We start from the raw sequence: 26517 nt of genomic DNA on the forward strand, positions 1-26517 counted from the left end.
GGATCACCGGCTCTTTTTTATATCGCGTTTACAGTCTGTCGCTGACACAGATCGCGCCGTACGGGCGTATGTTCATCCTGTACGCGTTCCCTGCGCCGATTGCTTTCTCAATGTATTCCACATATTCATCCACCAGCCCGTTCGGAAGCATGGCCATGATCACGCCCGCAAAGCCGCCGCCGTGCACGCGGCACGCGCCGCATTTCTTCTCGGCCAGGAAAAGTTCCGTAAGCGCCAGGGCGATGCTGATCCCCTGCTCCTGCACGTCGGCCGTGGTGTACACATTCTGCAGCCATTTCCACGACGAATTCCCGGATTCGGTGATCTCCTTTAAAAACGCGGCAAAATCATTCTCCTTCAGCGCCTTTACCTGCTTTTCCACGCGCCTGTTCTCCTCAAAGAAATGGAGAGCCCGCATCACAGAGCGATCGCCGGCAAACGCGCGCACCTGCGCCATCTCGGCAATCACCGCCGCCTCGTCGATCTCTGCGCATACTTCCTTGTGGAAATACTCCGCCACCTTCTTCATCTCATTGGGAATAGATGAATAATCCGCGCTCAGATCCGCATGGCCTTTTCCTGTATTCACAATCACCAGGCTGTGATCCTGCGCCCCGAAATCAAAATCCAGCTTCTCAACCTGCGGCTTCTCCGGATCCTTAAAATCAATGGTGACAAGGCCGCCGACCGCGCAGGCCATCTGATCCAGAAGCCCTGACGCCTTGTTCCAGTAATGGTTCTCCGCATATTTCCCGATATGGGAATACGCCACCACATCCATGGCCCCGTCATTAAACAGCGTATTCACCATGGAGCAGATCAGCATCTCATAAGACGCCGAGGAGCTGACGCCCGCCGCGCTGATCACATTGCTCGTGATAAACGCGTCAAAGCCGCCCACCTGATAGCCCTTTTCCTGAAAGCCCTTCAAAATGCCCTTCGTCAGGTCAATGGTTCCCGACATTCCGGGGCTGGGCTTTAAATCCTTTAAGCTGATGATAAATTTCTGGTTAAAGGTTTCGCTTAAAATCCGTATGGTATCTGTCCCGTTCTTCGCCGCAGCGCCCACGCAGTCTAAGTTAATGCTGCCGGCCAGGACCTTCCCGTGGTTGTGATCCGTGTGGTTCCCGCTGATCTCCGTGCGCCCCGGAGAGCTGAATAAAAGGATATCCTGATCCCCGTACGCCTCCTTAAAGCCGTTCGCCACATGGCGGTAGCGATCCGTATTTTCATCGGCGCCTGCCTGCGTGTAGAGCTCTGCCATGAGCTTTTTCGCGTTTTCCGTATCAAGCGCCTTAAGCGTTTCACTTATTTTCATTGCTGTCTTCTCCTTTTTCCATCTCGTCCGCCGCCGGGGTAAGCTTTAAGACTGGCTCAGGCTGGTTGGGACTGTTTCTTCTTTCCTTTACAGTATATCATTCCGGTTCGGAAGGCTCAATATGATATTTGGGAATTTGTATAGAATTTGTTTTCCAGGGTCGTTTGCCAGGCCTACACCTAATATACGATGGGGATTTTTATTTTGGTACTCTGTTTATCGCCACTTGCGTACACGATTCTCCCCAGCTCTGCTGGGGGATTGAGAATGTTTCATTCAGCAGAACCATACAAACAAATACAGATTGAAAAGCCCTGCTGCCTGGTATCTGATATATAGCGTGGGACAGCAGGGCAAAGGCTTATTGTCTGCCGGACATGGGTATTTGCAGATAATCAATCAGGGCAGTTTCCAAAAGCCGGGAATAGTTTACCTTTTGTTCTTCTGCAATCCTTTTCAGCCATGCAGGGAGAGTGATGTTTGTCTTGATGCGCTCATTATCCTTTTTCATGCGGAATAAATCAGGGTGGATTGTAACAGGCATTACAACATTTCCCTCTGTATCTTCTTTGGAGAGGTTCACGGATGGAGTGGGAATTTCCTCATTGTCACATTCCATACTGTAAACATGGAGGCTTGCGGCCTCTGCTGCCATGCGTGCAGCTTCTTCCAGATTATCCCCAACACTGATACATCCGGGTAAATCAGGGAAGTAGATACTATATGATCCGTCTGTTGATGGTTCAAAAACTGCAAAATAAGTTAAATTCTGCATAAATTACGCTCCTTTCTATGATAATCGCAGGCAGTAGGGCTATTTAAGCCCCGCCTGCTTGTAAATGCTGTTTAGTGTTCCCGGTTTCAAGTCCCCGTTGTGATTTGGTACTGTGACTTTTCCGGGCTTTGTTGGGTGCTTTAGGCTTATGTGGGATCCTTCCTGATTGGTGGTGTACCATCCATCTTTACGAAGCACCTTTAGTATTTCCCGAACTGTCATATTGTGCCCTCCTCGTATATTATGTATTATACGCCTTTTTTATGCGTATTTCAATAATTTTTGCGTATAAATTATACGTATTTTACAGAAGATAGGATAGAAAACAGGCTGGCAGGGGTGTGTAAACAGTAGCAAGGGCTGTCACGAAGGGGATTTTTAAATGATGCAGACCTTGTAAATTTTCTTGTGGAAGTATATAATGAACGAAAAAGAGGTGAACATGAAAATATATTTAGATAATTGCTGTTTCAACCGTCCATATGATGACCAAACGCAAATTATGAACAGAGGGATTCATTGTCTGTCAGAGAACTTGGAGTAGTGGAGACAGAGAGGTTTATTGCTGTGATTAACAGGGAACGGTTCGATTATACGAAATGGCAGCGGGAACGGTTTGACAATATGAGTTCTGATGAATTTAACAATGCGGCGGTTGCATACTCCAAAGAAAATCCGCTTTGTAAAAAAGAGTAAGGCAGAGAAAAGTTCCGGCAATATAATCACACTTAGCAATATTCCATACGGCCTTCCGGCAAGGCAGTCTGTCCCAGGCGGCCCCTTCAAGATCCCTCCCTATATGAAAGGAGGCGCATTCCCAAATGTATAAATTCCTCCCAAATACGCCCTCCAGCGCCGCCCCTGAAACATTCTCCCCCTACCGGTCCCTGAATGATTATCTGAGGGAAACATTCGGTGAAAAGATCTATAAACTGGCTCTCGACGGCGGCATGTCCTGCCCCAACCGGGACGGGACAGCCAGGACAGGGGGATGCAGCTTCTGCAGCCTTGGGGGATCCGGGGATTTCGCCGAGCCGCTGCACGCGTCTGTCACGGAGCAGATCGAGGCCGCCAAACAGAGAGTGAAGGGCAAGATGAAGGGCGGGCGCTATATCGCGTATTTCCAGTCTTACACCAATACCTATGCGCCTGTGGATTACCTGGAGGCGCTTTTTACAGAGGCTGTCTCCCATCCGGATATCGCCGCGCTCTCTGTAGCCACACGGCCGGACTGCCTGCCGGATGAGACGGTGGCGCTGCTTGGGCGGCTGAATACAGTGAAGCCTGTCTGGGTAGAACTGGGGCTGCAGACCATCCATGAGGATACGGCGGCCGCGGTTGGGCGGGGGTATCCGCTTTCTTGCTTTACGGACGCGGCCAGGCGCTTAAAGGCTGCCGGCCTTGCGGTGGTTGTGCATGTGATCCTGGGCCTCCCGGGCGAGGATCGGGGGCGGATGCTTGAAACCGTTAAGTTCTTAGCCGGATTTATGCCGCGGATCGACGGGATCAAGCTGCAGCTTCTCCATGTGCTTAAGGGGACGCGGCTGGCCGGGCTTTATGAGGAAAAGCCGTTTCCCGTCATGTCCCGCGGGGAGTATATCGAACTCCTCATCTGCTGTATCCGCCTGCTGCCGCCGGACATTGTGATCCACCGCCTGAGCGGGGACGGCCCGAAGCATCTCCTGATCGCGCCGCTTTGGACGCGCGATAAAAAAGCGTTTCTGGGCGCCTTCCAGAAGATGCTTCGAGAGAGCGGCGCATTTCAGGGGGAATGGTTTGACGGCAGCACCGCGCCGCCCTCTATCTGAACACCTGTGGACAGCCCCTCCATGCGCCGGAAAAAATCTTCCTGCTTTGCGGCGTCCATCTGCCGTGTAAAGCCCGCGGATGAGACGGCGGGAACCAGAGAAAGCGCGCCTGTCCCTTCGCCCAGCTCAACCCTTACCAGCATCGTCTCCGGTATGGAGCTGCCGAATACAAAGTTTCCCAGGCTGTAGAGGATCGGCTTTCCTTTATAATACTCGATCCCCTGCAGCACATGCGGATGGCTGCCCACCACCAGATCCGCCCCGGCGTCGATGTACTGGCGGCCCATCGTGACCTGGTACGCCTCCGGCGACGTATTGCGCTCGATCCCCCAGTGTACATAGACCACCAGATAATCACAGTCCGGGCGCAGCCTGCGGATCGCTTCCAGCAGCATCGCCGGGTCATAGGTGGACATCACCCCCGGCCGCGCGCCGGACGCTGCCCAGCTTCCGTCCGGGTACACCCTTGAGGCGGCCAGAAAACCGATCCGTTTTCCTTTTATCTCCAGAATTTCCGCTTTCGCGGCCTCGTCTATATCCGCTCCGGCGCCGATCCGCACAATCCCCGCCCCGTCCAGCAGGGCGCATGTGTCTAACAGCGCGTCCTGCCCATAATCCAGCGTGTGGTTATTAGCCAGCGTCACGACATCCACTCCCATCTGCTCCAGCACCGTAAGGCGCGCGGGCGGAAGCCGGAACGTAAACTGTTTATCCGCCGCCGGCGCGCCGCGGTCGCTGAACGGAAATTCCTGATTCGCGATAAACAGATCCGCGGCGGCTATCTCATCCCTGAGCCCTTCGTCCAGAACGCCCGCAATGCCGCCCGCCTGATCATAGGCGTTCAGCACATGATCCGACAGATAGATATCGCCTGCAAATAAAAGGCTGATTTCATCCGCGCCGGGAGCGTCCCCGGCGGCTCCCGGCGCGTCATGGCTCTCTCCGTCCATCTCCCCGTTCCCGGCAACGGATGCCTCTCCAGCGCCGGAAACACCCGCGCCCGCATGCCCTGCAAAAACGTCTCCCGACAGCAGGAGCGCGGCCTGTGAATCAGCCTCCCCTTCCGGCGTCCCGTATCCGCCCGGGCGGTTTCCGCTGCCCTGTCCGCGGCTTTCTCCCGGTTCCGGCCCCTGCCCGGAACCGTATATCCGCGTCACTGAAGTTTTCACCGGCCTGTATTTGAGCTGCCCGGCAACGGCCCATATAAAGAGCGCCGCCAGGATCACTGGCGGCAGCAGCCATAACGTGTTAAATCTTCTTCGTCTCATCCATTCTCCATTGTAGCATGTAAAAAGTAACCGTTCAGACAACCGGAACTGTTACAGTAAAAAGGCAGATTCCACGTTGATTCCCAGGCGTATTGCCTTCATTCCTGAACAATGCGATACTGTCTTACAGCGTCACAATGATCCCGCCGTCCCCGGCGTATACCGTGGCCACGCCGGCTGTGTCCGTAATCACCACATCCCGGAAGGAGGCGTTGGCGAGCAGCTCGTCGCGCACCCGCTCGGCCCGCGCCCTGTTATTACAGTGCGCGATCACCAGACGCTTTGCCGATGTATCTCCGCCGCGCTCCAGCGCAATCTTCGCCATGCGGCTGAGGGCTTTATTCAGTCCCCTCTCCTGGTCGAGTTTTACGATCACGCCGTGATCGCTGGCCATCACAGGCTTAATATTCAGCGTTGTCGCAATAAAAGCTTTCAGCCCTGTCAGCCTGCCGTTTTTGCGCAGATAATCAAGCGATTCCAGCACAAAGTATGTGCCCAGATGATCGCGGTATTCCTCCGCCTGCTTCACAACCTCGTCAAAGGAAAGCCCCTGGCCGCACAGATCCTGGATCCGCAGCGCGATGTTCAGCTCCCCGGCGGAGGCCGACTCGGAATCAATCACCGCAATCCGCTTCTCCTGCCCGCGCTCCTCCTCAAAAATCCGTTTTCCCAGAACCGCGGAATTATAAGAGCCGCTTAAATGGCTGGATAAGGTGATCACAAAAATCCAGTCCGCGTCGCAGTCAAACGCCTCCTTAAAGCTCTCCGGCGACGGGCAGGCCGTCTTGGGGCATGCGTCCGTCTCCTTCACCAGCCTAAGGAACGATGCCTGGTCAAAGGCCGCATCATCTATTACCTCAGTCTCTCCCACCTGCAGCGTAAGGGGGATTGTCCGGAAATGCGGATCCCCTTTCAGCTCCGCCGGCAAATCCAGACAACTGTCTCCAATAATCCTGTACTCCATAAGACTCCTCCTGATATGCGATACATATCACATAGTTTTGATTACTATTTATTATAGTAACGGTTCAGAATAAAGTCAAGCGGTCTTGTATTTCATACTTTTTCTGGTATAATAACAATAACCGCAGAGATATTGAATCAATTCTCAGCCGGCGCCGGCAAGCTTTTTAATGTATCCGAAAAAGAGTGTTTTTATTGAAAGTATATTATGATGACACAGACCATGAACCTGACAAAACCAAGTGAAATCAGAAGGGCGGGAACCGAGGCATTAACCAGGGCTCTCGGACCGATTGGCATGGCCAGATATCTGGAAGAATTTGATCATGGCGGAACCGGCGATTACACGAAAGAAAAATATGAACAGCCTGACTATACCATTGAAGAAATTATATCCATGGCGCGATAATGTATGAAGCCGGAAAAAAGAGCCCTCCTTTTCCGGCTTCTTTGATTACACATCCGGGCCTTTCCATGCCGCCTTACAGGAATAAATAAAGCCCAATCAGAATCACATTCAGAATCATAAAGCACATCATCCCCGGATTTACATACATAGCGGATGCAAAGTCCCGGTATGCGACGCCGGCCGGCCATTCTCCCGGCGCCAGCTTAACGCGCCGCGCGTTGACGCACAGAATCACGATCGAGGCGATAATAAAGGCCCCCATGGCAAACAGTGTCGCAACGCTGATAATAAGCTGCCGTATCAGGCTGCCGTTTAAATTCAGCGCCAGAAGCGTGGAGCCGCTGTTGATTAAGATATGCAGAAGGCAGTTATAGCGCATACGCGCCGTTTTTACGGCGGCATATCCCAGAACCAGACCGATAGCCGCGGCATAAAGCGCCTGCGTCAGGTTTCCGTGAAACAGCCCGAACGCCAGGGCTGAAAAGAGGATCGCCGCTTTTTCCCCGAACGGACGCAGCCGGTTTAAGAGAAATCCCCGGAAAATATATTCCTCAATGACAGGGCCCAGGACCGTTATATAGAGAATCATGATCCAGTCCAGATCCATGAGCATGCTGTTGACCGGGTTCATCTGAAACATATCATGCCCCGTCGCCGCGGCGACCGCCGCATTGATGAGATTGCCCAGAATACTGCATACATACCCCGATCCCTGCGCCAGCACGTAAAACATGATAAATTTACGAAGGCGCATCTTTTTCTTTTCAGGAACCGATGCCGGAACCCTGGACAGGAGCATGAAATACGCAGGGGCCGCCGCGCCGTAGCCGATCAGCGTCACCACAGGGGCCGGCACATAATCCAGTCCAAAGTACGAAAAGATCAGTCCGATTCCCGTAGAAATTACCAAACCGGCTGTCAGCGCCCACCCGAGGCACGAACACATCCTGCGGACATATCTCCTGTACCGCCCTGCCATATCTTCATTTCCGTTATAACCGCTTTCCTCCGCGCGGATTTCCTCCATCTTTTACCCCCATCCGGATTTCTGCAGCCGTAACCGTTCAGACGGCCTGAACGGTTACCTGCGTCCTCTCTGCGCCCGCAGCATGACAGTATCAAACCTATTGTGAACGGCCAATGATTTTCTCGTTCACGATAGCTGCATCAAAGCATCAGGCCCATCATCTCATTCGTCCGCGCAATGAAACCGCTCATCCTCTCCGGCGTCAGGGAGCCGTGGCTTAACAGAGCCAGGTCGTAGAGCTGTTCGCAGATCTTTGGCGTATTCTCCCCGTCCTCGTGCTCCAGGATATACTGAACCAGATGGTTGTTGGCATTTAATACAAGCGCCTGCCCGCTACCGCCAAACACAGACGGATCCATCCCGTACATATTGTACATCTTCATCATATCCTGCATGCGCCGCGTCTCCTCGGACACCGTGATTATGGAAGAAAGGGACTCATTTTTTAGCTTCTCCACCTTAACCTCAAGCTTGTCATTGCCCAGAGCCTTTTTAAAGATGCCGGACAGGGTTTCCTCTTTCTTCTTTAAGTCCTCCTGCTCGTCCTCCTTTACCTCCTCCTTCATGGTGTCATTCACATCCGCGTCAATGCGCAGGAATTTCGTATTTTCATGCTTCTGCTCCAGATGGCCGATAAAGGGGCTGTCAATGCTGTGGGGAAGGATCACCGCATCCTGGCCGGATTCCTTAAAGAGGTTAATGTACTGGCTCTGCTCCTTTTCATCCGTCACATAGAAAATCTTATTCTCATGGTTCTCCTCCTTCGCCCGCTCCCCGCAGTCCTTTAAGGTCAGATACTTGCCATCCAGATTCTTGAAGATAATATACTCGTCCATCTTCTCAGCGAACTTCTCATCCTTTAAGCAGCCGAATTTGATAAACGGAGCAATGTCATCCCAGTATTTCTCATAGTTTTCGCGATCCGTCTTGCACAGGCCGGACAGCTTATCCGCCACCTTTTTCGTGATATAATCCGATATTTTCTTAACAAACCCGTCGTTCTGCAGCGCGCTCCTGGATACGTTCAGCGGCAGATCCGGACAGTCGATCACACCCTTTAAGAGCATCAGGAACTCCGGAATCACTTCCTTAATGTTATCCGCAATAAACACCTGGTTGTTGTACAGCTTGATCGTTCCCTCAATGCTCTCATACTCCATGTTGATCTTCGGGAAATACAGGATGCCCTTTAAATTAAACGGATAATCCATATTCAGATGAATCCAGAAAAGCGGCTCCTTGTAATCCATGAATACCTTGCGGTAAAACTCGCGGTACTCCTCCTCGCTGCACTCATTCGGGTGCTTGTTCCACAGCGGATGGATGTCGTTTAATGCAACCGGGCGCTTGGCGATCTTATATTTCTCCTTTCTCGGGGAAACTTCAACCGTCTCCTTCGTCCCGTCCTCGTTCTCCTTCTCCTCGGTCTTCGCCTCCTCAATAATGGTCTCAATCACCTTATCCTTGTCTGTCAGCTCGTCCTTCTCAATTGTCTCATACTCCGGCTCTCCGGAAGCGTTGGCCAAAAAGATCTCCACCGGCATGAAAGCGCAGTATTTCTGGATCACCTCGCGGGCGCGGTACTCATTACAGAATTCATGGCTGTCCTCGTTCAGATACAGGGTAATCCGCGTGCCGTTCTGCTCTTTATCGCCCGTATCCATGGAAAACTCCGTGCCGCCCTCAGACTCCCAGTGTACCGGCTCTGCATCTTCCTTATAAGACAGCGTATCAATCGTCACCCGGTCCGCCACCATAAACGCTGAATAAAAGCCCAGCCCGAAATGGCCGATGATCTGATCCTCATTCGCCTTGTCCTTATACTTCTCTAAGAAATCCTGCGCGCCGGAAAAGGCAATCTGATTGATGTACTCTTCCACTTCTTCCGCCGTCATGCCGATACCGTTATCCTCTACCATAATCGTCTTGGCATTCTGATCCACGGTCACCTGAATCTTGTACTCCAGATCCTCCGGCTTCGTATATTCGCCCATCAGCTCCAGCTTTTTCAGCTTCGTAATCGCGTCGCAGCCATTGGAAATCAGCTCCCTGTAAAAAATATCGTGATCCGAATAAAGCCATTTTTTGATGATTGGGAAAATATTTTCGCTGTTAATTGATAAACTTCCTGATTTTGCAGCCATGTTGCACACTCCTTTTTCTATTTAGAATCATAATCGCTTTGGTTCGTATGTCGTATTACATATTCTAATACGCATTATGGAAGATGTCAATAGAAAATCAGCACTCATATGTATTGAGTGCTGATAATTTTGCTGTTTACAGATAGAGCGGCGGATGTTTCTATAAATACGCCGGCTGTGGTTGAGCGTGAAAGGGCCGCCAGGGGAAGGTCTTATATCCAACGGAACCCCGCTTTTCTCCGGGCAGAAGCGGGGGTTCTTTTGGATATAGAAGCCGGCTCTGGCGTCCTCTTTCCGACTCACTACGTGGCCCGCAACATTTTCACAAATTCCCCTCATAAATCCGCTTGCCATCCCGTTTCCAAAACTATATAATAAAGTATGAGGTGAACAACGATGAAAACGAATGAAGAACGCCTGCAGGAGCTGATGGATTTCCTGGACAGCCTGACCCGGATCCACGCCTCTGATATCCCTGGCATTGACTTATACATGGATCAGGTAACCACATTTATGGATTCCCACTTATCCGCCTCCGGGCGCGCGGACGGGGAGACGGTTCTGACCAAAACCATGATCAACAACTACGCCAAAAACCGCCTTTTCCCACCGCCTGTGAAGAAGAAATACTCAGAAAACCACATTATCATGCTGATCCTGATCTACTATTTTAAAAATGTCATCTCCTTCCATGACATTGAGCAGCTCCTCTCCCCCATCAGCGAACGCCATTTTGACAAGGGCTCTGTCCCGGAGCTGTCCGCTCTGTATGAGGAGATTTTTTCTCTCGAAGAGGAGCAGCGCAGGCGTTTAAAAGAGGATGTCAGGGCCAAATTCCACGCCGCCTCCGAAACCTTTGCGGACGCCGGATACGAGGATCGGGAATACCTGCGGCTCTTTGCCTTTATCTGCGAGCTGGCGTTCGACGTCTATCTGAAAAAGCAGATGATTGAGCTTTTGGCCGAACAGCTGCGCGAGGAAAATCCTCCTAAAAAGAAAAAAACATGACAGCATCGGGGCGCACGCGTCTATATTTCCTGCGCCTCTTCCCTCGGATCATTTAAAAATCCCTCCCCGTATACCTCCTTTGTCTCAGACACGATCACAAATGCTTTCGGATCGCAGCGGTCGATGATCTCCTTTACCATATGGAACTGTTTGCGATCCACCACGCACATCAGCGTCCGGGAATCCTCGCCGCTAAATCCCCCGATGGTTTTGAAAAACGTCGTGCCCCTGTCGATCCCCCGCATGATCTCCCTGGATATTTCATGGTTCTGCGGGGAAATGATCGTGACCATGGTTCCCTTATTCATGCCATAGAGAATGGCGTCAATCGTCTGTGTCATGCAGACCATGGATATAATCCCGTACAGGGCGGATTCCAGATTGCCGAATATGGCAACCGAAGAGCCGATAATGATCATATCGATGATCATAATTGCATACCCGGTATGCATGTACGGGTAGCGCCTCTGAAGGAGCTTTGCAAGGATATCCCCGCCGCCTGTGGTCGAATCCCTCATAAAGATCAGGGCCATCCCCGCGCCCACTAAGATTCCTCCGAAAGCGGAACAGATCAGGCGATCCCCTTCATACTGCGGAACAATCGGAGCGACGCACATGTCAAGCAGGACTGTCATAATGATCACCGTGCGTATCGTCTTTTTCGCCATCCTCCGATCAAGCAGATAATAAGCGCCTGCAAGCAGCGGCACATTGATCAAAAGCGACAGGGTTCCCACCGGCCACCCGCTTAAGTGGTTGATTAAAAGCGCGATCCCCGACGCGCCGCCCGGCGCGATTTTACACGGCTCTACAAAGCACCACACGCCCAAAGCCTGAAGAAGCGCCCCCAGAATATCGCAGATCCAATCCTTTGCCGTCCCCTGTTTTTTTGATAACCATTTCATAATCTGATGATTCTCCTTTCTGTCATAATGTACTCTCGGAATCTTGCTGTGCCTGATTTTGTGAGATGATTTTTTGTCAGATGTGCACAAATTTATGAGGCGTACGTGGAGCGTACGTTGATTAAATTTGGGTGCATCTGGCGGAAAATCAGCCGCAAAAGCAGGCGCAGAGAGATTCCGAGAGTACATCATAATGTACTCTCAAAATCCCGCCGCAGACAGGCGCTTTCGTCCGCTAATGCAAAAAAATCCCCTTAAAACTCAAAATCCGAGGACCTCCTGGTCCCCGGTTTTTATCTTTATTATATCCAGGCCGAACAGCCCTCAGTCATCCTCCGCCGCCTCCTCTGATTCTGTAATGCGCTTAAATACCATATCGTATCCATCGTTCCCATAGTTCAGGGAACGGTTTACGCGGCTGATCGTCGCTGTGGAAGCCCCTGTCTTCTCTGCAATCTCCAGGTAGGTTTTCTTCTCCCGCAGCATCTTTGCCACCTCATAGCGCTGGGAGAAGGACAACAGCTCATTCACTGTGCAGACATCTTCAAAAAAGCTGTAGCATTCCTCCGTACTTTCCAAAGTCAGGATCGCCTGAAACAGGTGATCCACCGCCTCTGTCTTGAGTTTCTTGTTCATGTAACGCACCTCTTTAATCCAACCATAATTACCCAAAAAACAACCGTATGTTATATTTTAACATACTAAAGTTTTGAAGTCCATAGATTTCCCCACTTTTAAACAGGCACCTTCTGTTTTTTTCCTTAATATCTTAATACATAACGAAATAATGGGAGAGTATCATGAAAAAATGGATTTCTGTGCTGGTGGCGGCCGGCGTTCTGGCCGCCTCTCTGTCCGGCTGCCAGAGCAGTGGCAGCGCCGGGACGGCTTCGGTTACCTTAAATGAGGTGGCCCACTCGATCTTCTACGCCCCGCAGTACGCGGCGATTGAGCTCGGATATTTTAAAGAGGAGGGCATCGATTTGACCCTCGTCAACGGGGCCGGCGCGGATAAGGTCATGACAGCCCTCATCTCCGGCGATGCGGACATCGGCTTTATGGGCTCAGAGGCCAGCATTTACGTCTATCAGCAGGGCTCGGACGACTATGCCGTCAATTTCGCCCAGCTCACCCAGCGGGCCGGAAATTTTCTGGTGGGGCGGACGCCGCAGGAGGACTTTTCCTGGCAGGATTTAAAGGGAAAAAAGGTGCTGGGAGGCCGTGCGGGCGGTATGCCTAGCCACGATGTAACATGGGAACACATCAGAGGGATTTACGAGTGGACAAGCCGGAAAGCCCCGGATTTAAAGGGTTTTAAATATAAGGAAAAGGTTGTTTCCGTCTCATAGCACAACTACATTTGCTTACTTTGCCAGAAGAAGGACAGGCCAGACCTGTCCTTTTTCCTATTATATAGACCGGAAGGAGGCGAAAAATATTATATCAGTTCCCATTGACCGGGCCTGACCGTAAAGGTTGGGCCCTTTTTCATGCCACGAAAAGGAGGCAATCTGTATTGGCTGATGAAAAAGCAAAAGTACCGCCCTCACCGGAGAGCTATACCGCAAAAGAATCCGGAAAACAAAGTCTGGCGGATATGGTGAAAGCGGTAAAGGCTGCGCAGGAAAAGCAGACGGATTTTCCTGTGCAGGAATCACCGACACCGGCTAAGGCGGAGGAAATTCAGAAACAACCGGAAAAATCTGCTCCTTCTGATTCTCCCGTAAAGGAAACGGAGAAACAGAAAACGGAAAAGGACAAAGAGACGGCAGGTGGACGGGACATTGATTTAAACGGCATAGGCGGATTCGTGCCGGGCGGCTATTTATGCGAGAGCGGCGAGCCGTTTATCGAGTATTACACCGGACGGGAGGACATCCCCACGGAATACCGCATTGCCGGGCCGTCTGCCCGGAATGAGAAGGAAGAGACCCGCTCTATCTTAGAAACCATAAAACAGTTTAGGGAGGCCCCGCCGGTTCCGCACAAGGATAAGGCGGGCTTTCTCATGAGGAACGGTAGGCTTCGGGTCAACGTGGCCCGAGGCTCTGCTGACCGAAAATAAACAATGGGAAGGAGGGTTTGCAATGCCCGGAGTGACAAAAGGGCAGGTGGCCGAGGCCAAACAGTGGGATTTGCTTTCCTATCTCCAAACCTACGAGCCGGGCGAGTTAAAGAAGTCCAGGCCAAGGGAATATCGCACTGTGAGCCATGACAGCCTTGTGATTTCCAACGGCAAATGGCACTGGTGCAGCCAGAACATTGGCGGAAAAACTGCCCTTGACTATCTCATAAAGGTGCGGGGACAGGATTTTTTCTCTGCTGTGGAGACTCTCTGTGGCGGGTGTCCATCCCGTTTTCTTTCCCAGCCGGCAGATGTTCTTTCTCCAAAGCCTTTTGAGCTGCCGGAGACGAACCGCTACGCTACAAATGTCCATGGGCTATCTGCAAGGAAGGGGGATTGACGGCGACATCATAAGCCGGTGTCTCTGGGACGGCTCCCTCTATGAAAGTTTCCGCTACCACAACTGCGTATTCGTAGGGCGGGGCCTACCCGTCGTCCATCCCATTCAGGCAAGGCGGATGCGCGGAGCCGCAAGGCACAAGGACCGGGCGGACTTCATCGGGAGCTTTGGACCGCCCCATTATAATTACGGATCAACGGGACAATACCCGTAGAAAAAATTTGAAATACGGCTCCTAAAACGATAATGCGGAGATATTCCCTGCTGAACACAAAAATATCACCTTCCGCTCCCAACAGCCTGATGACCAGTTCCAGGCCAAGATACAATAGTATCGTTAAAACGGCGCTGGCAATGAGCAGGAAAGTTCCTGTACCCCCTGCATAAGAATGTGCTTTCTTCCTGTCTCCTGCCGCACTTGAAATAGAGTAGTTCACCGCGCCTCCCATACCGATCCCTGTGCCGACTGCCTGCATGAACGCTCCGACAGGGTAAGCGATATTAATGGCAGAAAGACCGATATCCCCTAAACTGTTTCCAATGAAGAAACCATCCACAATCGCGTAAACCCCGGATAACGCAAAAGCCAGCACAGAAGGAATTACATAAGAAAAAAATATCTTATTTCTATTCCTTTTCTCTTTATTTTCTGTTTTTATTATTTCCTTTTTATATATTTCACACATATTCTCCTGATGCAACAGAAACAATTTTGTTTTGCCATCCTTAGAGTATAGAGATAAAGAGATTAGAGATAAGAATATAGAAAATAGAGAGGGGGATAGGACACACGCTTATGGGAGATACCGGAATGTATTTCTATCTTCTGCAGAACTGGCAGAACTCCAGACGGAACTCCCCTCTCTCTGGGAACAGTACATTGAGCGGCTGTCCGAGTACATGGAATCCAGCGGAAAAGGATATAAAAACTATGCCGCCACAATCCGGCGCTGGGTGAACGCCGACAAAAAGAAAGAGGAACCGCCTGCCCGGAACCGGGATTACAGCGTGGAGGAAGGAGAAACCATATGATAGAGATTACCGCAGAAATCCGGGCCGCCATTGACCGGGCCGCCGGGGATATGGAACTTGCCGGGGACGAATACATAGAACCGGCTGACGGGCTTATCCACTGTAAGAAATGCCGTGACAGCCGCCAGACTGTCGTGCCGAGGTTCGGCTGCTCCGGCTATTTCATGCCCCGCTGCCTATGCCCCCGCCAGCAGAAGGCGCAGGAGGAACGGAAAGCCATGGAGGAACAGAGGGAACGCATGGAGCGTATCAAACGCCGGAAGGCGCAGGGGCTTCAGGACAGATACCTTTATGATTACACTTTCGCCAATGATAACGGCCAGAATCCCGTCATGGAGAAGGCCCACGCCTATGTGGAGCATTGGAAGGAGGCATACCGGGACAATACCGGCCTTCTGCTCTTTGGTGACGTGGGAACCGGGAAATCCTTTTTTGCCGGCTGTATCGCTAATGCCCTGCTTGACCGTGACGTGCCGGTACTGATGACAAATTTCCCGTCTATCCTGAACCGGCTGACCGGCGTGTTTGCCGAGGACAGGGCGGCCTTTATCGCCAGCCTGGACGATTACAGCCTGCTTGTCATTGACGATTTAGGCGTGGAAAGGAATAGCGAGTATGCCATGGAGCAGATGTTTACCGTCATTGACAGCCGGTACAAGAGCAAGAAGCCGCTGATTGTCACGACAAACCTGAAACTGGAAGAAATCAAGAACCCGCCAGACCTTGCCCACGCAAGGATTTATGACCGCATACTGGAACGGTGTGCGCCGGTTCTCTTTTCCGGTAAGAACTTCCGGGAGGAAGGAGCCAGGGCGACCAAAGCGGCGGCGAAGGAGATTGTGAGTAAAGGATAGCATAAACTGATTGCATGAAAAGGAGGATTTATGGGCAGCGAGAAAATCACAGAGGACACTACCACCACAGCACCGGCTAAGGACGCTCCCGCACTGGTGAAGAAGATTGGACAGACTACCTACATTGTGCGGGTTCATTTCAGCAAGACGAGCAAGGAAACCATGAGCGACAAAATCAAGCGTATGCTGAAAAATGAGATACGGCAGATGTAAAAAAACGATAATGGAAACAGGCCGGGAATCAGACTTGCTCTGGCTCCCGGCTTGTAAAATCAGGAGGTTTATGGTAGTATGGAGATACGAAAACAGAAGGGAAAGCAGGTGGGAAGATTGACAGTGACGGAACAGATAGGCCAGAAACATCAGGAAGATTTACAGAGGCTAAGAGGCTTTCGCCTGCTTGATGATGATTTCCTCACAAAGTGTTTTGAGGGAGATACGGCAAGCATAGAACTGGTATTGCAGATTGTTCTGGAAAAGCCGGATTTAAAGGTGCTGGACGTTCGTACACAGGTATTTGTGGAGAACCTGCTGAACCGTTCAGTGAGGTTGGATATTCTGGCTACAGACAGCACAGGGGCAAAACTGAACGTGGAGGTACAGCGCTCCGACAAAGGAGCCGGGAGAAAAAGAGCCAGGTACAACAGCAGCATGATGGACGCAAACCTTTTGAAGAAAGGCGAGGACTTCGACAAGCTGCCGGAAACGTGGGTAATCTTTATCACAGAGAATGACGTAATGGGAAAAGGGCTACCGCTCTATCCGGTTGAACGGTGCTTTTTAGGAACCGGGGAAAGATTTGAGGACGGTTCGCACATACTGTATGTAAATGGCGCTTACCGTAGCGATACGCCAATCGGGAAGTTAATGCACGACTTCTCCTGTACGGATGCAGCGGATATGTACTATGGGACACTGGCAGACAGGGTGAGATTTTTCAAGGAGAGTAAGGAGGGAATCGAGATTATGTGCCGGGCTATGGAAGATATGAGGAATCAGACATTGAAAGAAGGAATGAAAGAGGTTGCGCTTCGTATGCTGGCAGCTGGCAAATATGCTTTAGAGGAAATCGTTAATATTTCAGGACTTTCTCTTGAAGAAGTAAAGCAACTTAAAGCTGATAGAAGTGCATAAGCAGAGTTATAGAACCGGGAAACTAAAAATGGTTTTCCGGTTCTATTTGAAAGAATCAACTTTTTTTAGATTATTATAAAAAGGGATACTAATATACTACAACTGTTTTTTTGTAAAATAGAATAGAGTACAAGATGAATCCAATTGATATTATAGAATATGAAGAAGGTATTAAGCAATTAGTAAAATATGCAATAAGAAAAGAACTCATTCCTGTATTTGGTGCAGGATTCACCGCTGGATGTCAATCTATAAATGGGATTGTTCCTAATGGGAAAAGGGCTACAGAAAGTATGTGTGACATGATATTAAATTCTGGCTCATGTCCATTACAGAAATGTGATATTACAGAAATGGATTTTTCTGAAATTTCAGATTTGTTTTTTGAATATGTATCTCGCGATGAACGTGCAACATATTTTGAGGATTTTTATACGGGTGTTGTTTTGTTTCAACACCAAATAGATTTTTTGACAAAGATAAATTGGCCGTATGCATATACTCTTAATATAGATGATGGAATAGAAAAAACTCGGATTTTAATCCTATATTACCTTATCATAAATTTCGGCGTCCAAAGACATCTAAAAGAATACTGTATAAATTACATGGTGATGCAGAATATGAAAGCAAATATATAGACAAAATACAAGATAATATAGTTTTTAGTCAAAGCCAGTATCTACAAGCCATAACAAGTGAAGATAATACAGATATTTACAAAGCATTGCTTGCTGGTTATGCACAAAAGCATTTACTATTTCTTGGCTGTAGCTTGCAGGAAGAAAGAGATTTACAATTTGTTTATGATAAGAGTAAAAGCAGCCAAAAAGATGCATACAGAATTGTATTGCGAAATAAAATTCCCCCTTCACAAGAACAACGCAATTTAAAAAAGCATGATGTAAATGAAATAATACTTGTTGAAAACTATGAGAACTTTTATACAGATTTTTTATTGGCATATCAAGAATATCAAACAGAAAATAAAGAAAAAATATATAAACATATTAATCCGGAAATCATCATTAAAACCGAAAAAAAAGAATCTTTAGAGTTGGTTTCAAATGCAAATATATTTAACTCAGAAGCCAATGTTTTTTTTTAGGAGCATTGCATATTTTTCGGAATGCATTGCGTGACATACAACGTGAATTAAATGCATCTTCGTTTGTGCTGTTAAAAGGTCGTCGCTTTAGTGGCAAAACTTATATAATGTGTAGTTTGGCAGAATATTATAAGAAAAGAGATGTTTTCTATTTTCCTTCCGAATCATTTGCCGATGAAGAAGTGGTTGAATTAGTATTATCATCCCAAAAGAATAGCCTATTTCTGTTTTATAGTAATTCCATCTCACCTGATGTGTACGCATTGATAATAAAATTAAGCATTGCGTTAAAGGAAAACAATAATTATTTAGTTATTGCTATAAATTCAAATGATAATTACCTTCTAACAAAGTTAAATTGTAATGTTGTGGAATTAAAGAATCAATTCTATGGTGATGAACTTTCTATGAGCGAAAAAGCACAAGATTCATTTGGGCTTGCCAGAAGAAAGTATGGCCAAACTAATATCGATTATTTATATGTATTAAGAAAAGACCAAAATCTCAGTATACCATTTGCACCTGCTAAAATGTTAAAATTATTGTCAAAGGAACGAAGTGTACTTATAGCATTATGTGCATTGGATAAATTATACTATTCGGATTTGTTAGCACTTGATTTGAACCGCCAAGAAATAGAAAATATGTGTAAAAAGCTTTCACCTTTTGTTGAAATGATTCCTACTTCAGAAGATGAAGTTACTAGAGCGTGTTTGAAAAATGCTTTCTGCCAGATGTGCGTTCCGCTTTGTGGGAGATTTGGGCCAAATGAACGCGGCGCAGTGGGCTGCGTTAAGTGAATTTGGCACAAATATTCTTCATACCCCAATTCCTCCGGGTTGCGGCAGGCAGTTTCAAGGATCTTGATGATCTGCTCATCCGTGTAATGCATGGGCTGTCCGGGGCGCGGGCTGTCATTCAGGAAGGCGGACACGGCTTTTTCCAGACTGGAAGGGTCTTTTTCGGCAACCTCCTGCAAAAGAGGGAGCTTCTTGATAAAGCGGCTCCGCCATTTGCTCACAGAATCCTGTCCAAGGCTTACCTGGTTCGATATCTGCATGTTGTCAAGACCGTCTGCGGCCAAAAGGATTATCTTCGCACGCTGTACCTGACGGGCTGGAAAGGTCCTGCTTTTGGCAAATTTAGAGAAGATGGGGCGAATGGCATCCGGTATCATAACAGGGGCGGCAACAAATGGTATATGAATAATCTCCTTGTGTTTTCTTTTCATTATGCCATATATTGAGATTTTTTTCTACAACCATATTGCTTAAAAATTAATGCATTGATGTACTAGTTATGGCTATCGGCTGCGGCCTAGGCGCGTGGGGTATCGTGAACCTGCTGGAAGGCTACGGGGCGGACAACCCGGCCAGCAAAAGCCAAAGCATGAAGCACTTGATACCCAAATTGATGTAGGCTTAAAAGAGAAAAAATGCGTTGTGTATGCCGTAGTTTTTGGAGTCGAATTGCAACAGTGCATTGTGTCTTCTCAATAAGGGCGATATAATGGTTAATAGACCATAGCGCCAGGGCCGTTACTGCTGGCTCTGGCCTGGAAAGGTGAGAAATGGCCATGAAAATCAGCTACAAGCCGCTGTGGAAAACACTGATTGACAAGAACATGAGCAAGAAGGATTTGCGGCTCCAGGCACATTTGACAACGAACCATATTGCCAACATGGGCAAGGGGGAGCATATCTCCATGCAGACACTTATCAAGATTTGTGAAACGCTGAACTGCGATGTTGCTGATGTGATCGCACTGGCGCCGGACAATTGGCAGAGGGAATGAGTAATATCTCACTGGAAGTATGATTATTCAATCATACTTCCATATTTTTATGAGCATTTTCTATTTTCTCAATAAAGGCGGTCATTGCTGGGGTACACCACATACTTTTCCGATAGACCAATTGAATCAACATTCGTATCGAAACGCCTCTCACTGCAAACCTGGATAGTCGTCCTGCTGCCAGACTCTCCCGGGCTGTAAGCTCCGGAAGAAAGGTGACACCCAGATTGTGTTCTGTAAAACGCAAGATTGTATTGGTACACCCTATCTCTAAAGAGGAACAGGGGCGTATTTGATTTTTCTCACAAATATGTTCAAAAGTATATCGATAGTTGCACTGTCGCTCTGTCAAAAGCAGGTTTTCCAGCACAAGTTCCTCCAGTAGAATGTCCGTCCTCCCGGAAAAAGGATGGTTCGGTGCGCAGAGAAAGACAATATCTTCCTCCCGAACCCAAGTGCAGATCCAATCTGGATCATAAACCCGGTCGTCCAGGGTCAACATGAGATCAATTTTATTCTGCCGAAGCATTTCCATGATTTCCCGCGTGGTTGCGGTCAGAACCTGCACATGAACCTCTGGAAAGGTCATTAAATAGTTTTCCAGAATGTCAGAAAGAAAAAAAGCGCCAACCGACTCAATCACTCCGATCCGCAGAGAGCCCCGAGGTGTTTTTGCGTCAGACACATTGGCCTTTGCCTCGCTGGCCAAAGCAATCAACCGGTTGGCGTAGAGCAGGAGTTCTTGGCCCTTTGCGTTCAGCCGAATACGCTTCCCACTGCGGTCGAACAGCTTGACGCCCAGCTCATCCTCTAGCTGTGCGATCTGTGTGGTTACGGTGGATTGCGCGTAGCCTAGCTGATCGGCCGCCTTTGAAAAGCTCATGGCTTCGCACACCTTGCTGTAGGTCAGAAGATTTCGCAATTCCATAGCATCCTCCTTATCAAAAATATTGATAAAGCAAATCAAATCTTTCAATTTTTCTTTTATTATACTTTGTGCTATGCTTTTTGTAAACTAAAAATAGGAGGATTTCCCATGAAAGACATCGAAAAAAATATCTGCCGCATTGCCTTGGTCCAGGCCAGCCCCATCATGTTCGACAAGGCGGCCACTACGGACGCCGCCGTCTGTGCCATTGAGGAGGCCGCGAACAATGGCGCAGAGCTGATCGTATTTCCAGAATCCTACATTCCTTGCTACCCCTATGGCATGACTTTTGGCTTCACTGTCGGCGCCCGCACTCAAGCCGGGCGGGAGGACTGGAAGCGGTACTACGATGCTTCCGTGGTTGTCCCTGGACCGGAGACAAAGCGGCTGGGTGAAGCCGCGAAAAAGGCTAGAGCATACGTCAGTATTGGCATCACGGAGCGGGACGCGGTCAATGCCACTCTCTACTGCACAAACTTGATCTTTGCCCCAGATGGAAGCCTTGCGGCCAAGCACCGGAAACTGAAACCCACTGGTGCGGAGCGCGTGATTTGGGGCGATGGTTATGAGGGCGCCTTCCCGGTAGTAGAGACGCCCTGGGGCGTGATGGGGAGCTTGATTTGCTGGGAGAACTATATGCCCCTTGCCCGCACAGCGCTTTATGCGAAAGGTACTGCTATCTACTTAGCCCCCAACACGAACGACAATCCGGAATGGCAGGATACAATCAAGCACATCGCTATTGAGGGGCACTGCTATGTAGTTAATGTAGACCAGTACATCACGAAGAGTATGTACCCCAGCGACCTTCACTGCCCCCAGGAAATCGCCGCACTGAAGGACGAGGTGTGCATCGGCGGCAGTTGTGTTATAGACCCTTACGGGCACTATGTCAATGAGCCTGTCTGGAACAAGGAGGCTATTATCTATGCGGACTTGGATATGAACGCAGTACCCATGAGCCGAATGGAGTTTGATGGTGTGGGGCACTACTCCCGGCCCGACGTGCTAAAGCTGACCGTTCAGGATAACTGAACCAGACGGGGATAGCAGCAGGGGTGGCTCTGCTGTACGCGAAGGTTTTCTTACGCAGGACCAAATCTATCAAAAGAACACGAAGGGAGAAACACTTTATGAACGCAGTCTTGACATGGTTGAATGATTTCCTCTACATTTACATCCTTGTCGCACTTCTGGCCGTTGCCGGCATCTACTCCAGCATTGTCACAAAGGGCGTCCAATTCCGCCTGCTGAAGAAGGGACTGCAAACCCTGACTGAAAAAAAGCCTCCGCCAGTGGAATCAGCTCCTTCCAGGCGCTGATGATCTCCACCGCCTCCCGCGTCGGTACTGGAAATATTATTGGCGTCGCTACCGCCATTGCCGTGGGCGGTCCTGGCGCTGTATTCTGGATGTGGCTGATGGCCCTGTCGGGAGCTGCCTCCGCCTTCTGCGAAAGTACGCTGGCGCAGATATATAAGGTCAAATCCGGCGATGAATTCCTGGGCGGTCCAGCTTACTATATCCAACAGGGCCTGGGCAAAAAGTGGCTGGGCGTACTATACGCGGTGCTGCTGATTGGTTGTACGGGGTTTGGCTGGAACACCACCACCGCCTACAACATGAGCGCTGCCCTAGAGCGTGTTTGAAAATTCATTCCTGGCATCTGCACGCCCCACTTCGCGGTATATTTGTGCCAAATTCACTTAACGTAGCCCACTACGCCGCGTTCATTTGGCACAAATCTCCCACAAAGTGGCACGCACAGCTACCAGAAAGCAATTTTCAAACACGCTCTAGAATACTATGTTGAGAACTATCGCAGCACCATCGGGCCCGCTGTTCTTGGTATTGTCCTGGTTATTCTGGTGGGGCTTGTTATCTTCGGCGGTGTCAGCCGCATTGGAAGGCAGTCCTCTGTTCTGGTTCCTGTTACGGCCGCCGCATATATCGTTTTTGGCTTGGTCTGCATTGTTATGAACATTGGTCAAATTGGCAGCGTGGTTGCCGCCATTTTCAAGGATCCTTTCAACTTCTCCGCCATGACAGGCGGCTTTGCGGGATCTTGTATCGTTCAAGGCGTGAAACGCGGCCTGTTCTCCAATGAGGCTGGTATGGGTACCGGCCCAACGCCGCTGCCGCTGCCTCCTGTGAACATCCAGCTGTACAGGGTATGGCACAAATGATCTCTGTTTTCCTGGATACTCTGGTTATCTGCTCCGCTACAGCGATGATTCCGCTGCTGGCTAACCTGTTCTGATTTCCCCAAAGGAGTGACCTATGCAAAGTATCTTCGACGCCATTACGGAATGGCTCAAAGCCCTTTTGGTCGAGGGTATCATGGAGAACCTCGGCGGGCTCTTCGCGGGGGTAAACGAACAGGTCGGAGAGATTGCGGCACAGGTAGGGATGACCCCGGCGGCATGGAACGCCGGGGTGTTCTCCATGATACGCCAGCTCTCCGAGACCGTCATCCTCCCCATAGCGGGGCTGGCGCTGACCTTCGTGATGACCTATGAGCTCATCCAGATGCTGGTGGACCACAACAACCTCCACAACTTCGACACCTGGATTTTCTTCAAATGGATTTTCAAGACCTTCGCCGCTGTGCTGGTGCTCTCCACACCTTCAACATCGTCATGGCGGTATTTGACGTGTCCCAGCATGTAGTGCAGCAGTCGGCAGGGCTGATACAGGGCTCCACCGCCGTCACGCCGGAGGCCCTGGACAACATGCAGGCACAGCTTGAGGCAATGGAGCTTGGCCCCCTGCCGGGAATCTTCCTGCAATCCTTTGTCGTGCAGTTCACAATGACGGCCCTGAATATCGTGGTGTTCGTCATTGTCTACGGACGCATGATAGAAATTTACCTGATGACCAGTCTTGCCCCCATCCCCTTCGCCACTATCGTCAACCGGGAGGCCGGGCATATGGGGCACAATTATTTCAAGTCCCTTTTCGCCGTAGGGTTTCAAGGGATGCTTATCATGGTCTGCATGGCGATTTATGCTGTTCTGGTGCAGGGTATCGCGGCGGGCGGCGACATGATGGGGGCCGTCTGGACCTCTGTGGGGTACACGGTGCTGTTGTGTTTCGTTCTCTTCAAGACCGGGAGCCTCTCGAAATCCATATGGGGCGCTCACTAAAATACCGTTGTAAAATATGCTGTTGAATTTTACATCAAATCAGGGTATACTAAGGGCAGGAAAGGAGAATGTGATTATGCCGAATATCAAACCAATCTCTGATTTGAGGAATTACAGTGATGTGCTCCGTGACGTATCTGTGGGCGCACCGGTCTTTCTCACCAAAAACGGACGCGGACGCTATGCAATCATCGACATGCAGGACTATGAAAAAACACGGGCCACCCTGAAGCTTATGGGCGAGCTTGCAAAAGGAAAAAAATCCGGAGAGGAAAAGGGATGGCTTTCGTCCTCGGATGTGAGAGCACATTTCCTGGCAAAGGCAAATGAAGAATAGCATCCACTACTCCCCGGAAGCCCAGAACGACCTGGACGAAATCTGGGAGTATATTACCTTTGAATTATGTAATCCACAAGCCGCTGAAAACACTGTAAACAAAATCATGGACACTGTTGATGAACTGGAAAATTTTTCAGAAATCGGCGCTCCGCTGTCCTCTGTGACAGATATAGACAGTGACTACCGATTTCTCACCAGTGGAAATTACATAGTTTTCTATCGTGTGAATGGGCAGAATGTGTACATTGACCGTGTTCTCTACGGCAGACGGGATTATCTTCGGATTCTGTTTCCTGATCTGCCGCAGAATGACAACGAAGGATAAAACAAAATATAGTAACGATGGAACCGCTGGCTGACGCTGGCGGTTTTTTGTTGCTCCGGGCTAACCTGGCCCGAAGTCTGGAAAGAGGGATACCATGCCGGGACGGGCTCCACGCCGCTACAAGATGGACGAAAACGGAACCGTGCGTTCTGCCTTTCACGGAAAACTCCCGGAGGAATTTACGGAACGGGACATGCTGGCCTTTGCGGCTGACACAGACCTTCTTCTTTTCCAGAAGGTATCAGAAGAAACCCTAGAGCGTGTTTGAAAAATGCTTTCTGCCAGATGTGCGTTCCGCTTTGTGGGAGATTTGGGCCAAATGAACGCGGCGCAGTGGGCTGCGTTAAGTGAATTTGGCACAAATATGCCGCAAAGTGGGGCGTGCAGATGGCGGGAATGATTTTTCAAACACGCTCTAGCCGCCATCCATGCGGCAGGCTATGACTATCAGGGCGAGGCCGTCATTCCCCGGCCCGGAAAGGAGGAAACAGACATGGCAGAACAGGAAACAAAGATTCCGGCGCAGAAACGGCCTTCCATCAGGAGCCAGTTGGAGGCGGGTGCAAAGGAGGCAGAGAAAGAAAACGCCTCCCGCGCCCCAAAGAAGGAGAAAGCCCCGAAAACCCCGGGCGGGGAAAACGTCCGGACCCCAGACCGCCCAGCAGACCCTTCCCTACCGGGAGATGTACAAGGACGGTATCTGCCGTGCGGACGGAAGGCTCTACACAAAGAGCATGGAATACGAGGACATCAACTGCCAACTGGCGCAGGCAGACGACCAGAGCGCCATTTTTGACGGGTACTGCGCTTTCCTCAATTCCTTTGACAGCTCCCTTCCCGTCCAGCTTTCTTTCATCAACCACCGAAGCCGCCCGGGCAGCAAGTACCGGGTGAACATTCCCCGGAAAACGGACAGCTACAGCGGGATGCGTGACGAGTATGTGGAGATGCTGGAAGGCCAGATTGCAAAGAGCAACAACGGTATTGTACGGACAAAACTCATTACCTTTGGCGTCACCGCCGACAGCCCCACGGCGGCAAAGCCCCGGCTGGAACGGGCGGAGGCTGACATTGCCAACAATTTTAAAAAGCTGGGAGTCCAGTCAAGGCCTCTCACCGGTCTGGAACGGCTGGAGATTCTTCACGGCCAGCTCCACCCCGGCGGCACGGAACCCTTTTCCTTCACATGGAGCCAGATTCCGGCCACCGGGCTTTCCACGAAGGATTTTATCGCTCCGTCCAGCTTCGATTTCCGAATGAGCCGCCTTTTCCGTATGGGGCTACATGGGGCGCCGCCTCCTATATGCAGATTATGGCTTCTGAGCTTTCCGACAAGCTCCTTGCGGTAACTGCTCTCTCCCTGACCGCTATCCGCATGAATGAATTGGTCTACCGGAATGTCAAACATGGTAACGAGTTTGACAAAAACTCCAAAACTTGGGTACTGACCCTTGTTCTCGATATTCATAATAGTCCGGGCTCCACGTCCCACAAGCTCCGAAACATATTTCTGCGTCCAGCCCCGTTCTTCTCTGGCCTTCCGGATTGCCTGACCCAGCCCGTGAAAATCAAACCTTCCTTCGTAATCTTCCATATACTATCACCCTATGTCATTTTACATTTCCTGTATCAGTATGTGAATGTAATTGTATTTCATGTATAATTCTATTTCGTTTCACATCATTGAAGCAGGGGAACACATACGGTATAGTATTCAAGAAATCTCTTTACTCTCGTATAATGCAAGGGTTTATAGTATCAGTAGG

Annotated in this window: 36 protein-coding genes and 6 pseudogenes; 28 read left to right on the forward strand and 14 right to left on the reverse strand. The window is 49.8% G+C overall.

Going from position 1 to position 26517, the window contains the following annotated elements; translation table 11 throughout:
* Positions 1-28: 28 nt before the first annotated feature.
* The 3 genes from NFS31_RS09555 to NFS31_RS09565 form a co-directional block, all read right to left on the reverse strand.
* Positions 29-1318 carry a galactokinase gene (locus NFS31_RS09555; protein WP_251494035.1) on the reverse strand — a complete coding sequence of 430 codons (1290 nt, stop codon included), beginning with the start codon at positions 1316-1318 and terminating at the stop codon, positions 29-31.
* A 361-nt stretch (positions 1319-1679) separates the two neighbouring features.
* Complete coding sequence (locus NFS31_RS09560; RefSeq protein WP_251494039.1) at positions 1680-2093, reverse strand: type II toxin-antitoxin system HicB family antitoxin; 414 nt, start codon at positions 2091-2093, stop codon at positions 1680-1682.
* Between the two features lie 39 nt (positions 2094-2132).
* The gene (locus NFS31_RS09565) at positions 2133-2315 is read right to left on the reverse strand and encodes a type II toxin-antitoxin system HicA family toxin (RefSeq protein WP_129177151.1); all 183 of its coding nucleotides are present in this window, start codon (positions 2313-2315) and stop codon (positions 2133-2135) included.
* 297 nt (positions 2316-2612) lie between these two features.
* Here NFS31_RS09565 and NFS31_RS09570 point away from each other — a divergent pair, with 297 nt between their 5' ends.
* On the forward strand, positions 2613-2789 hold the full coding sequence (locus NFS31_RS09570) for a hypothetical protein (protein ID WP_251494043.1): 177 nt from the start codon (positions 2613-2615) through the stop codon (positions 2787-2789).
* A gap of 125 nt (positions 2790-2914) precedes the next feature.
* The gene (gene mnmL, locus NFS31_RS09575; protein ID WP_251494046.1) at positions 2915-3901 is read left to right on the forward strand and encodes a tRNA modification radical SAM protein MnmL/YtqA; all 987 of its coding nucleotides are present in this window, start codon (positions 2915-2917) and stop codon (positions 3899-3901) included.
* Here the strand turns inward: mnmL and NFS31_RS09580 are convergent.
* On the reverse strand, positions 3856-5169 hold the full coding sequence (locus NFS31_RS09580) for a CapA family protein (RefSeq protein ID WP_251494049.1): 1314 nt from the start codon (positions 5167-5169) through the stop codon (positions 3856-3858). The genes mnmL and NFS31_RS09580 overlap by 46 nt on opposite strands.
* A gap of 124 nt (positions 5170-5293) precedes the next feature.
* Positions 5294-6133, reverse strand: a complete 840-nt coding sequence (locus tag NFS31_RS09585; RefSeq protein WP_251494052.1) for a DegV family protein — start codon at positions 6131-6133, stop codon at positions 5294-5296.
* A gap of 207 nt (positions 6134-6340) precedes the next feature.
* Here NFS31_RS09585 and NFS31_RS09590 point away from each other — a divergent pair, with 207 nt between their 5' ends.
* Entirely contained in the window at positions 6341-6541 is a 201-nt protein-coding gene (locus NFS31_RS09590) for a hypothetical protein (RefSeq protein WP_251494055.1), read from the forward strand.
* Between the two features lie 73 nt (positions 6542-6614).
* Here NFS31_RS09590 and NFS31_RS09595 read toward each other — a convergent pair whose 3' ends face one another.
* Together NFS31_RS09595 and htpG are read right to left on the reverse strand one after the other, a co-directional pair.
* Positions 6615-7568, reverse strand: a complete 954-nt coding sequence (locus NFS31_RS09595; protein ID WP_251494058.1) for a CPBP family intramembrane glutamic endopeptidase — start codon at positions 7566-7568, stop codon at positions 6615-6617.
* A gap of 140 nt (positions 7569-7708) precedes the next feature.
* Entirely contained in the window at positions 7709-9712 is a 2004-nt protein-coding gene (gene htpG, locus NFS31_RS09600) for a molecular chaperone HtpG (protein ID WP_251494061.1), read from the reverse strand.
* Between the two features lie 396 nt (positions 9713-10108).
* On the opposite strand from htpG, the gene NFS31_RS09605 reads away from it, so the two are divergent.
* A complete protein-coding gene (locus NFS31_RS09605) occupies positions 10109-10720 on the forward strand; it encodes a DUF1836 domain-containing protein (protein WP_251494065.1) in 612 nt (203 codons plus the stop codon).
* Positions 10721-10740: 20 nt separating this feature from the next.
* On the opposite strand, the gene NFS31_RS09610 is transcribed toward NFS31_RS09605, so the two are convergent.
* Both NFS31_RS09610 and NFS31_RS09615 read right to left on the reverse strand, forming a co-directional pair.
* Entirely contained in the window at positions 10741-11625 is an 885-nt protein-coding gene (locus NFS31_RS09610; protein WP_251494068.1) for a YitT family protein, read from the reverse strand.
* 324 nt (positions 11626-11949) lie between these two features.
* Positions 11950-12261, reverse strand: a complete 312-nt coding sequence (locus tag NFS31_RS09615) for a YerC/YecD family TrpR-related protein (protein WP_251494072.1) — start codon at positions 12259-12261, stop codon at positions 11950-11952.
* 164 nt (positions 12262-12425) lie between these two features.
* Between NFS31_RS09615 and NFS31_RS09620 the strand changes: the two are divergent.
* The 3 genes and pseudogenes from NFS31_RS09620 to NFS31_RS09630 form a co-directional block, all read left to right on the forward strand.
* A pseudogene (locus NFS31_RS09620) lies at positions 12426-12863 on the forward strand (ABC transporter substrate-binding protein); the annotation flags it as partial.
* Between the two features lie 278 nt (positions 12864-13141).
* Complete coding sequence (locus NFS31_RS09625; protein WP_251494078.1) at positions 13142-13690, forward strand: hypothetical protein; 549 nt, start codon at positions 13142-13144, stop codon at positions 13688-13690.
* 22 nt (positions 13691-13712) lie between these two features.
* Positions 13713-14090 carry a hypothetical protein gene (locus NFS31_RS09630; RefSeq protein ID WP_251494081.1) on the forward strand — a complete coding sequence of 126 codons (378 nt, stop codon included), beginning with the start codon at positions 13713-13715 and terminating at the stop codon, positions 14088-14090.
* A 155-nt stretch (positions 14091-14245) separates the two neighbouring features.
* Here NFS31_RS09630 and NFS31_RS09635 read toward each other — a convergent pair whose 3' ends face one another.
* Positions 14246-14776, reverse strand: a complete 531-nt coding sequence (locus tag NFS31_RS09635; RefSeq protein WP_251494085.1) for an MATE family efflux transporter — start codon at positions 14774-14776, stop codon at positions 14246-14248.
* 31 nt (positions 14777-14807) lie between these two features.
* Here NFS31_RS09635 and NFS31_RS09640 point away from each other — a divergent pair, with 31 nt between their 5' ends.
* From NFS31_RS09640 to NFS31_RS09665, 6 genes are all read left to right on the forward strand, one after another.
* Complete coding sequence (locus tag NFS31_RS09640; protein WP_416389447.1) at positions 14808-15122, forward strand: hypothetical protein; 315 nt, start codon at positions 14808-14810, stop codon at positions 15120-15122.
* Positions 15119-15976 carry an ATP-binding protein gene (locus NFS31_RS09645; protein ID WP_251494088.1) on the forward strand — a complete coding sequence of 286 codons (858 nt, stop codon included), beginning with the start codon at positions 15119-15121 and terminating at the stop codon, positions 15974-15976. Before NFS31_RS09640 ends, NFS31_RS09645 begins: the two co-directional genes overlap by 4 nt.
* A gap of 30 nt (positions 15977-16006) precedes the next feature.
* Positions 16007-16189 (forward strand): transposon-encoded TnpW family protein, encoded by a 183-nt coding sequence (locus NFS31_RS09650; protein ID WP_251494090.1) that lies wholly within the window; start codon positions 16007-16009, stop codon positions 16187-16189.
* Positions 16190-16267: 78 nt separating this feature from the next.
* Positions 16268-17110, forward strand: coding sequence for a PD-(D/E)XK nuclease family transposase (locus NFS31_RS09655; RefSeq protein WP_251494096.1), 843 nt, complete (start codon positions 16268-16270; stop codon positions 17108-17110).
* A 134-nt stretch (positions 17111-17244) separates the two neighbouring features.
* Positions 17245-17751, forward strand: a complete 507-nt coding sequence (locus NFS31_RS09660) for a hypothetical protein (protein WP_251494099.1) — start codon at positions 17245-17247, stop codon at positions 17749-17751.
* Positions 17706-18218: an SIR2 family protein gene (locus NFS31_RS09665; protein WP_251494294.1), complete on the forward strand. Its 513-nt coding sequence runs from the start codon at positions 17706-17708 to the stop codon at positions 18216-18218. The genes NFS31_RS09660 and NFS31_RS09665 overlap by 46 nt, the downstream gene beginning before the upstream one ends.
* A 686-nt stretch (positions 18219-18904) precedes the next feature.
* Here NFS31_RS09665 and NFS31_RS27560 read toward each other — a convergent pair.
* Positions 18905-18976 (reverse strand): annotated as a pseudogene (locus NFS31_RS27560) (DUF6783 domain-containing protein); the annotation flags it as partial.
* On the opposite strand from NFS31_RS27560, the gene NFS31_RS27565 reads away from it, so the two are divergent.
* The 3 genes from NFS31_RS27565 to NFS31_RS09680 all read left to right on the forward strand — a co-directional run bounded on the left by NFS31_RS27565 (position 18953) and on the right by NFS31_RS09680 (position 20013).
* Positions 18953-19018 (forward strand): DUF6783 domain-containing protein, encoded by a 66-nt coding sequence (locus tag NFS31_RS27565; protein ID WP_334303070.1) that lies wholly within the window; start codon positions 18953-18955, stop codon positions 19016-19018. The pseudogene NFS31_RS27560 and the gene NFS31_RS27565 overlap by 24 nt on opposite strands.
* Before the next feature lie 484 nt (positions 19019-19502).
* Entirely contained in the window at positions 19503-19637 is a 135-nt protein-coding gene (locus NFS31_RS09675) for a Maff2 family mobile element protein (protein ID WP_334303071.1), read from the forward strand.
* A gap of 157 nt (positions 19638-19794) precedes the next feature.
* Entirely contained in the window at positions 19795-20013 is a 219-nt protein-coding gene (locus NFS31_RS09680) for a helix-turn-helix domain-containing protein (RefSeq protein WP_251494115.1), read from the forward strand.
* A gap of 31 nt (positions 20014-20044) precedes the next feature.
* On the opposite strand, the gene NFS31_RS09685 is transcribed toward NFS31_RS09680, so the two are convergent.
* On the reverse strand, positions 20045-20941 hold the full coding sequence (locus tag NFS31_RS09685; RefSeq protein ID WP_251494118.1) for a LysR family transcriptional regulator: 897 nt from the start codon (positions 20939-20941) through the stop codon (positions 20045-20047).
* 108 nt (positions 20942-21049) lie between these two features.
* On the opposite strand from NFS31_RS09685, the gene NFS31_RS09690 reads away from it, so the two are divergent.
* From NFS31_RS09690 to NFS31_RS27045, 3 genes are all read left to right on the forward strand, one after another.
* Positions 21050-21976 (forward strand): carbon-nitrogen hydrolase family protein, encoded by a 927-nt coding sequence (locus NFS31_RS09690; RefSeq protein ID WP_251494121.1) that lies wholly within the window; start codon positions 21050-21052, stop codon positions 21974-21976.
* A gap of 98 nt (positions 21977-22074) precedes the next feature.
* A complete protein-coding gene (locus tag NFS31_RS27040) occupies positions 22075-22263 on the forward strand; it encodes a hypothetical protein (RefSeq protein ID WP_331482577.1) in 189 nt (62 codons plus the stop codon).
* A complete protein-coding gene (locus NFS31_RS27045; protein ID WP_331482578.1) occupies positions 22263-22589 on the forward strand; it encodes an alanine:cation symporter family protein in 327 nt (108 codons plus the stop codon). The genes NFS31_RS27040 and NFS31_RS27045 overlap by 1 nt, the downstream gene beginning before the upstream one ends.
* Here the strand turns inward: NFS31_RS27045 and NFS31_RS27570 are convergent.
* Positions 22556-22642, reverse strand: coding sequence for a DUF6783 domain-containing protein (locus NFS31_RS27570; protein ID WP_334303072.1), 87 nt, complete (start codon positions 22640-22642; stop codon positions 22556-22558). The genes NFS31_RS27045 and NFS31_RS27570 overlap by 34 nt on opposite strands.
* Here NFS31_RS27570 and NFS31_RS27575 point away from each other — a divergent pair.
* From NFS31_RS27575 to NFS31_RS28275, 9 genes and pseudogenes are all read left to right on the forward strand, one after another.
* On the forward strand, positions 22634-22753 hold the full coding sequence (locus NFS31_RS27575) for a DUF6783 domain-containing protein (protein ID WP_334303073.1): 120 nt from the start codon (positions 22634-22636) through the stop codon (positions 22751-22753). The genes NFS31_RS27570 and NFS31_RS27575 overlap by 9 nt on opposite strands.
* Before the next feature lie 55 nt (positions 22754-22808).
* A pseudogene (locus NFS31_RS09700) lies at positions 22809-23200 on the forward strand (alanine:cation symporter family protein).
* Between the two features lie 20 nt (positions 23201-23220).
* Positions 23221-24086 (forward strand): annotated as a pseudogene (locus NFS31_RS09705) (VirB6/TrbL-like conjugal transfer protein, CD1112 family).
* A gap of 76 nt (positions 24087-24162) precedes the next feature.
* On the forward strand, positions 24163-24423 hold the full coding sequence (locus NFS31_RS09710) for a type II toxin-antitoxin system prevent-host-death family antitoxin (RefSeq protein ID WP_251494129.1): 261 nt from the start codon (positions 24163-24165) through the stop codon (positions 24421-24423).
* Positions 24413-24751 (forward strand): type II toxin-antitoxin system RelE/ParE family toxin, encoded by a 339-nt coding sequence (locus NFS31_RS09715; protein WP_251494132.1) that lies wholly within the window; start codon positions 24413-24415, stop codon positions 24749-24751. The genes NFS31_RS09710 and NFS31_RS09715 overlap by 11 nt, the downstream gene beginning before the upstream one ends.
* 94 nt (positions 24752-24845) lie before the next feature.
* The gene (locus NFS31_RS09720; protein ID WP_251494134.1) at positions 24846-25019 is read left to right on the forward strand and encodes a hypothetical protein; all 174 of its coding nucleotides are present in this window, start codon (positions 24846-24848) and stop codon (positions 25017-25019) included.
* 17 nt (positions 25020-25036) lie between these two features.
* Positions 25037-25102, forward strand: coding sequence for a DUF6783 domain-containing protein (locus tag NFS31_RS28270; protein WP_334303070.1), 66 nt, complete (start codon positions 25037-25039; stop codon positions 25100-25102).
* 36 nt (positions 25103-25138) lie between these two features.
* Entirely contained in the window at positions 25139-25195 is a 57-nt protein-coding gene (locus tag NFS31_RS27585) for a hypothetical protein (RefSeq protein ID WP_465223431.1), read from the forward strand.
* Between the two features lie 116 nt (positions 25196-25311).
* Positions 25312-26096: pseudogene (locus tag NFS31_RS28275) on the forward strand (VirB4-like conjugal transfer ATPase, CD1110 family); the annotation flags it as partial.
* On the opposite strand, the pseudogene NFS31_RS28280 reads toward NFS31_RS28275, so the two are convergent.
* Positions 26061-26345: pseudogene (locus tag NFS31_RS28280) on the reverse strand (helix-turn-helix domain-containing protein); the annotation flags it as partial. The pseudogenes NFS31_RS28275 and NFS31_RS28280 overlap by 36 nt on opposite strands.
* Between the last annotated feature and the right edge of the window lie 172 nt (positions 26346-26517).

Source organism: Otoolea muris (assembly GCF_943193115.1).
Classification (GTDB): domain Bacteria; phylum Bacillota; class Clostridia; order Lachnospirales; family Lachnospiraceae; genus Otoolea; species Otoolea muris.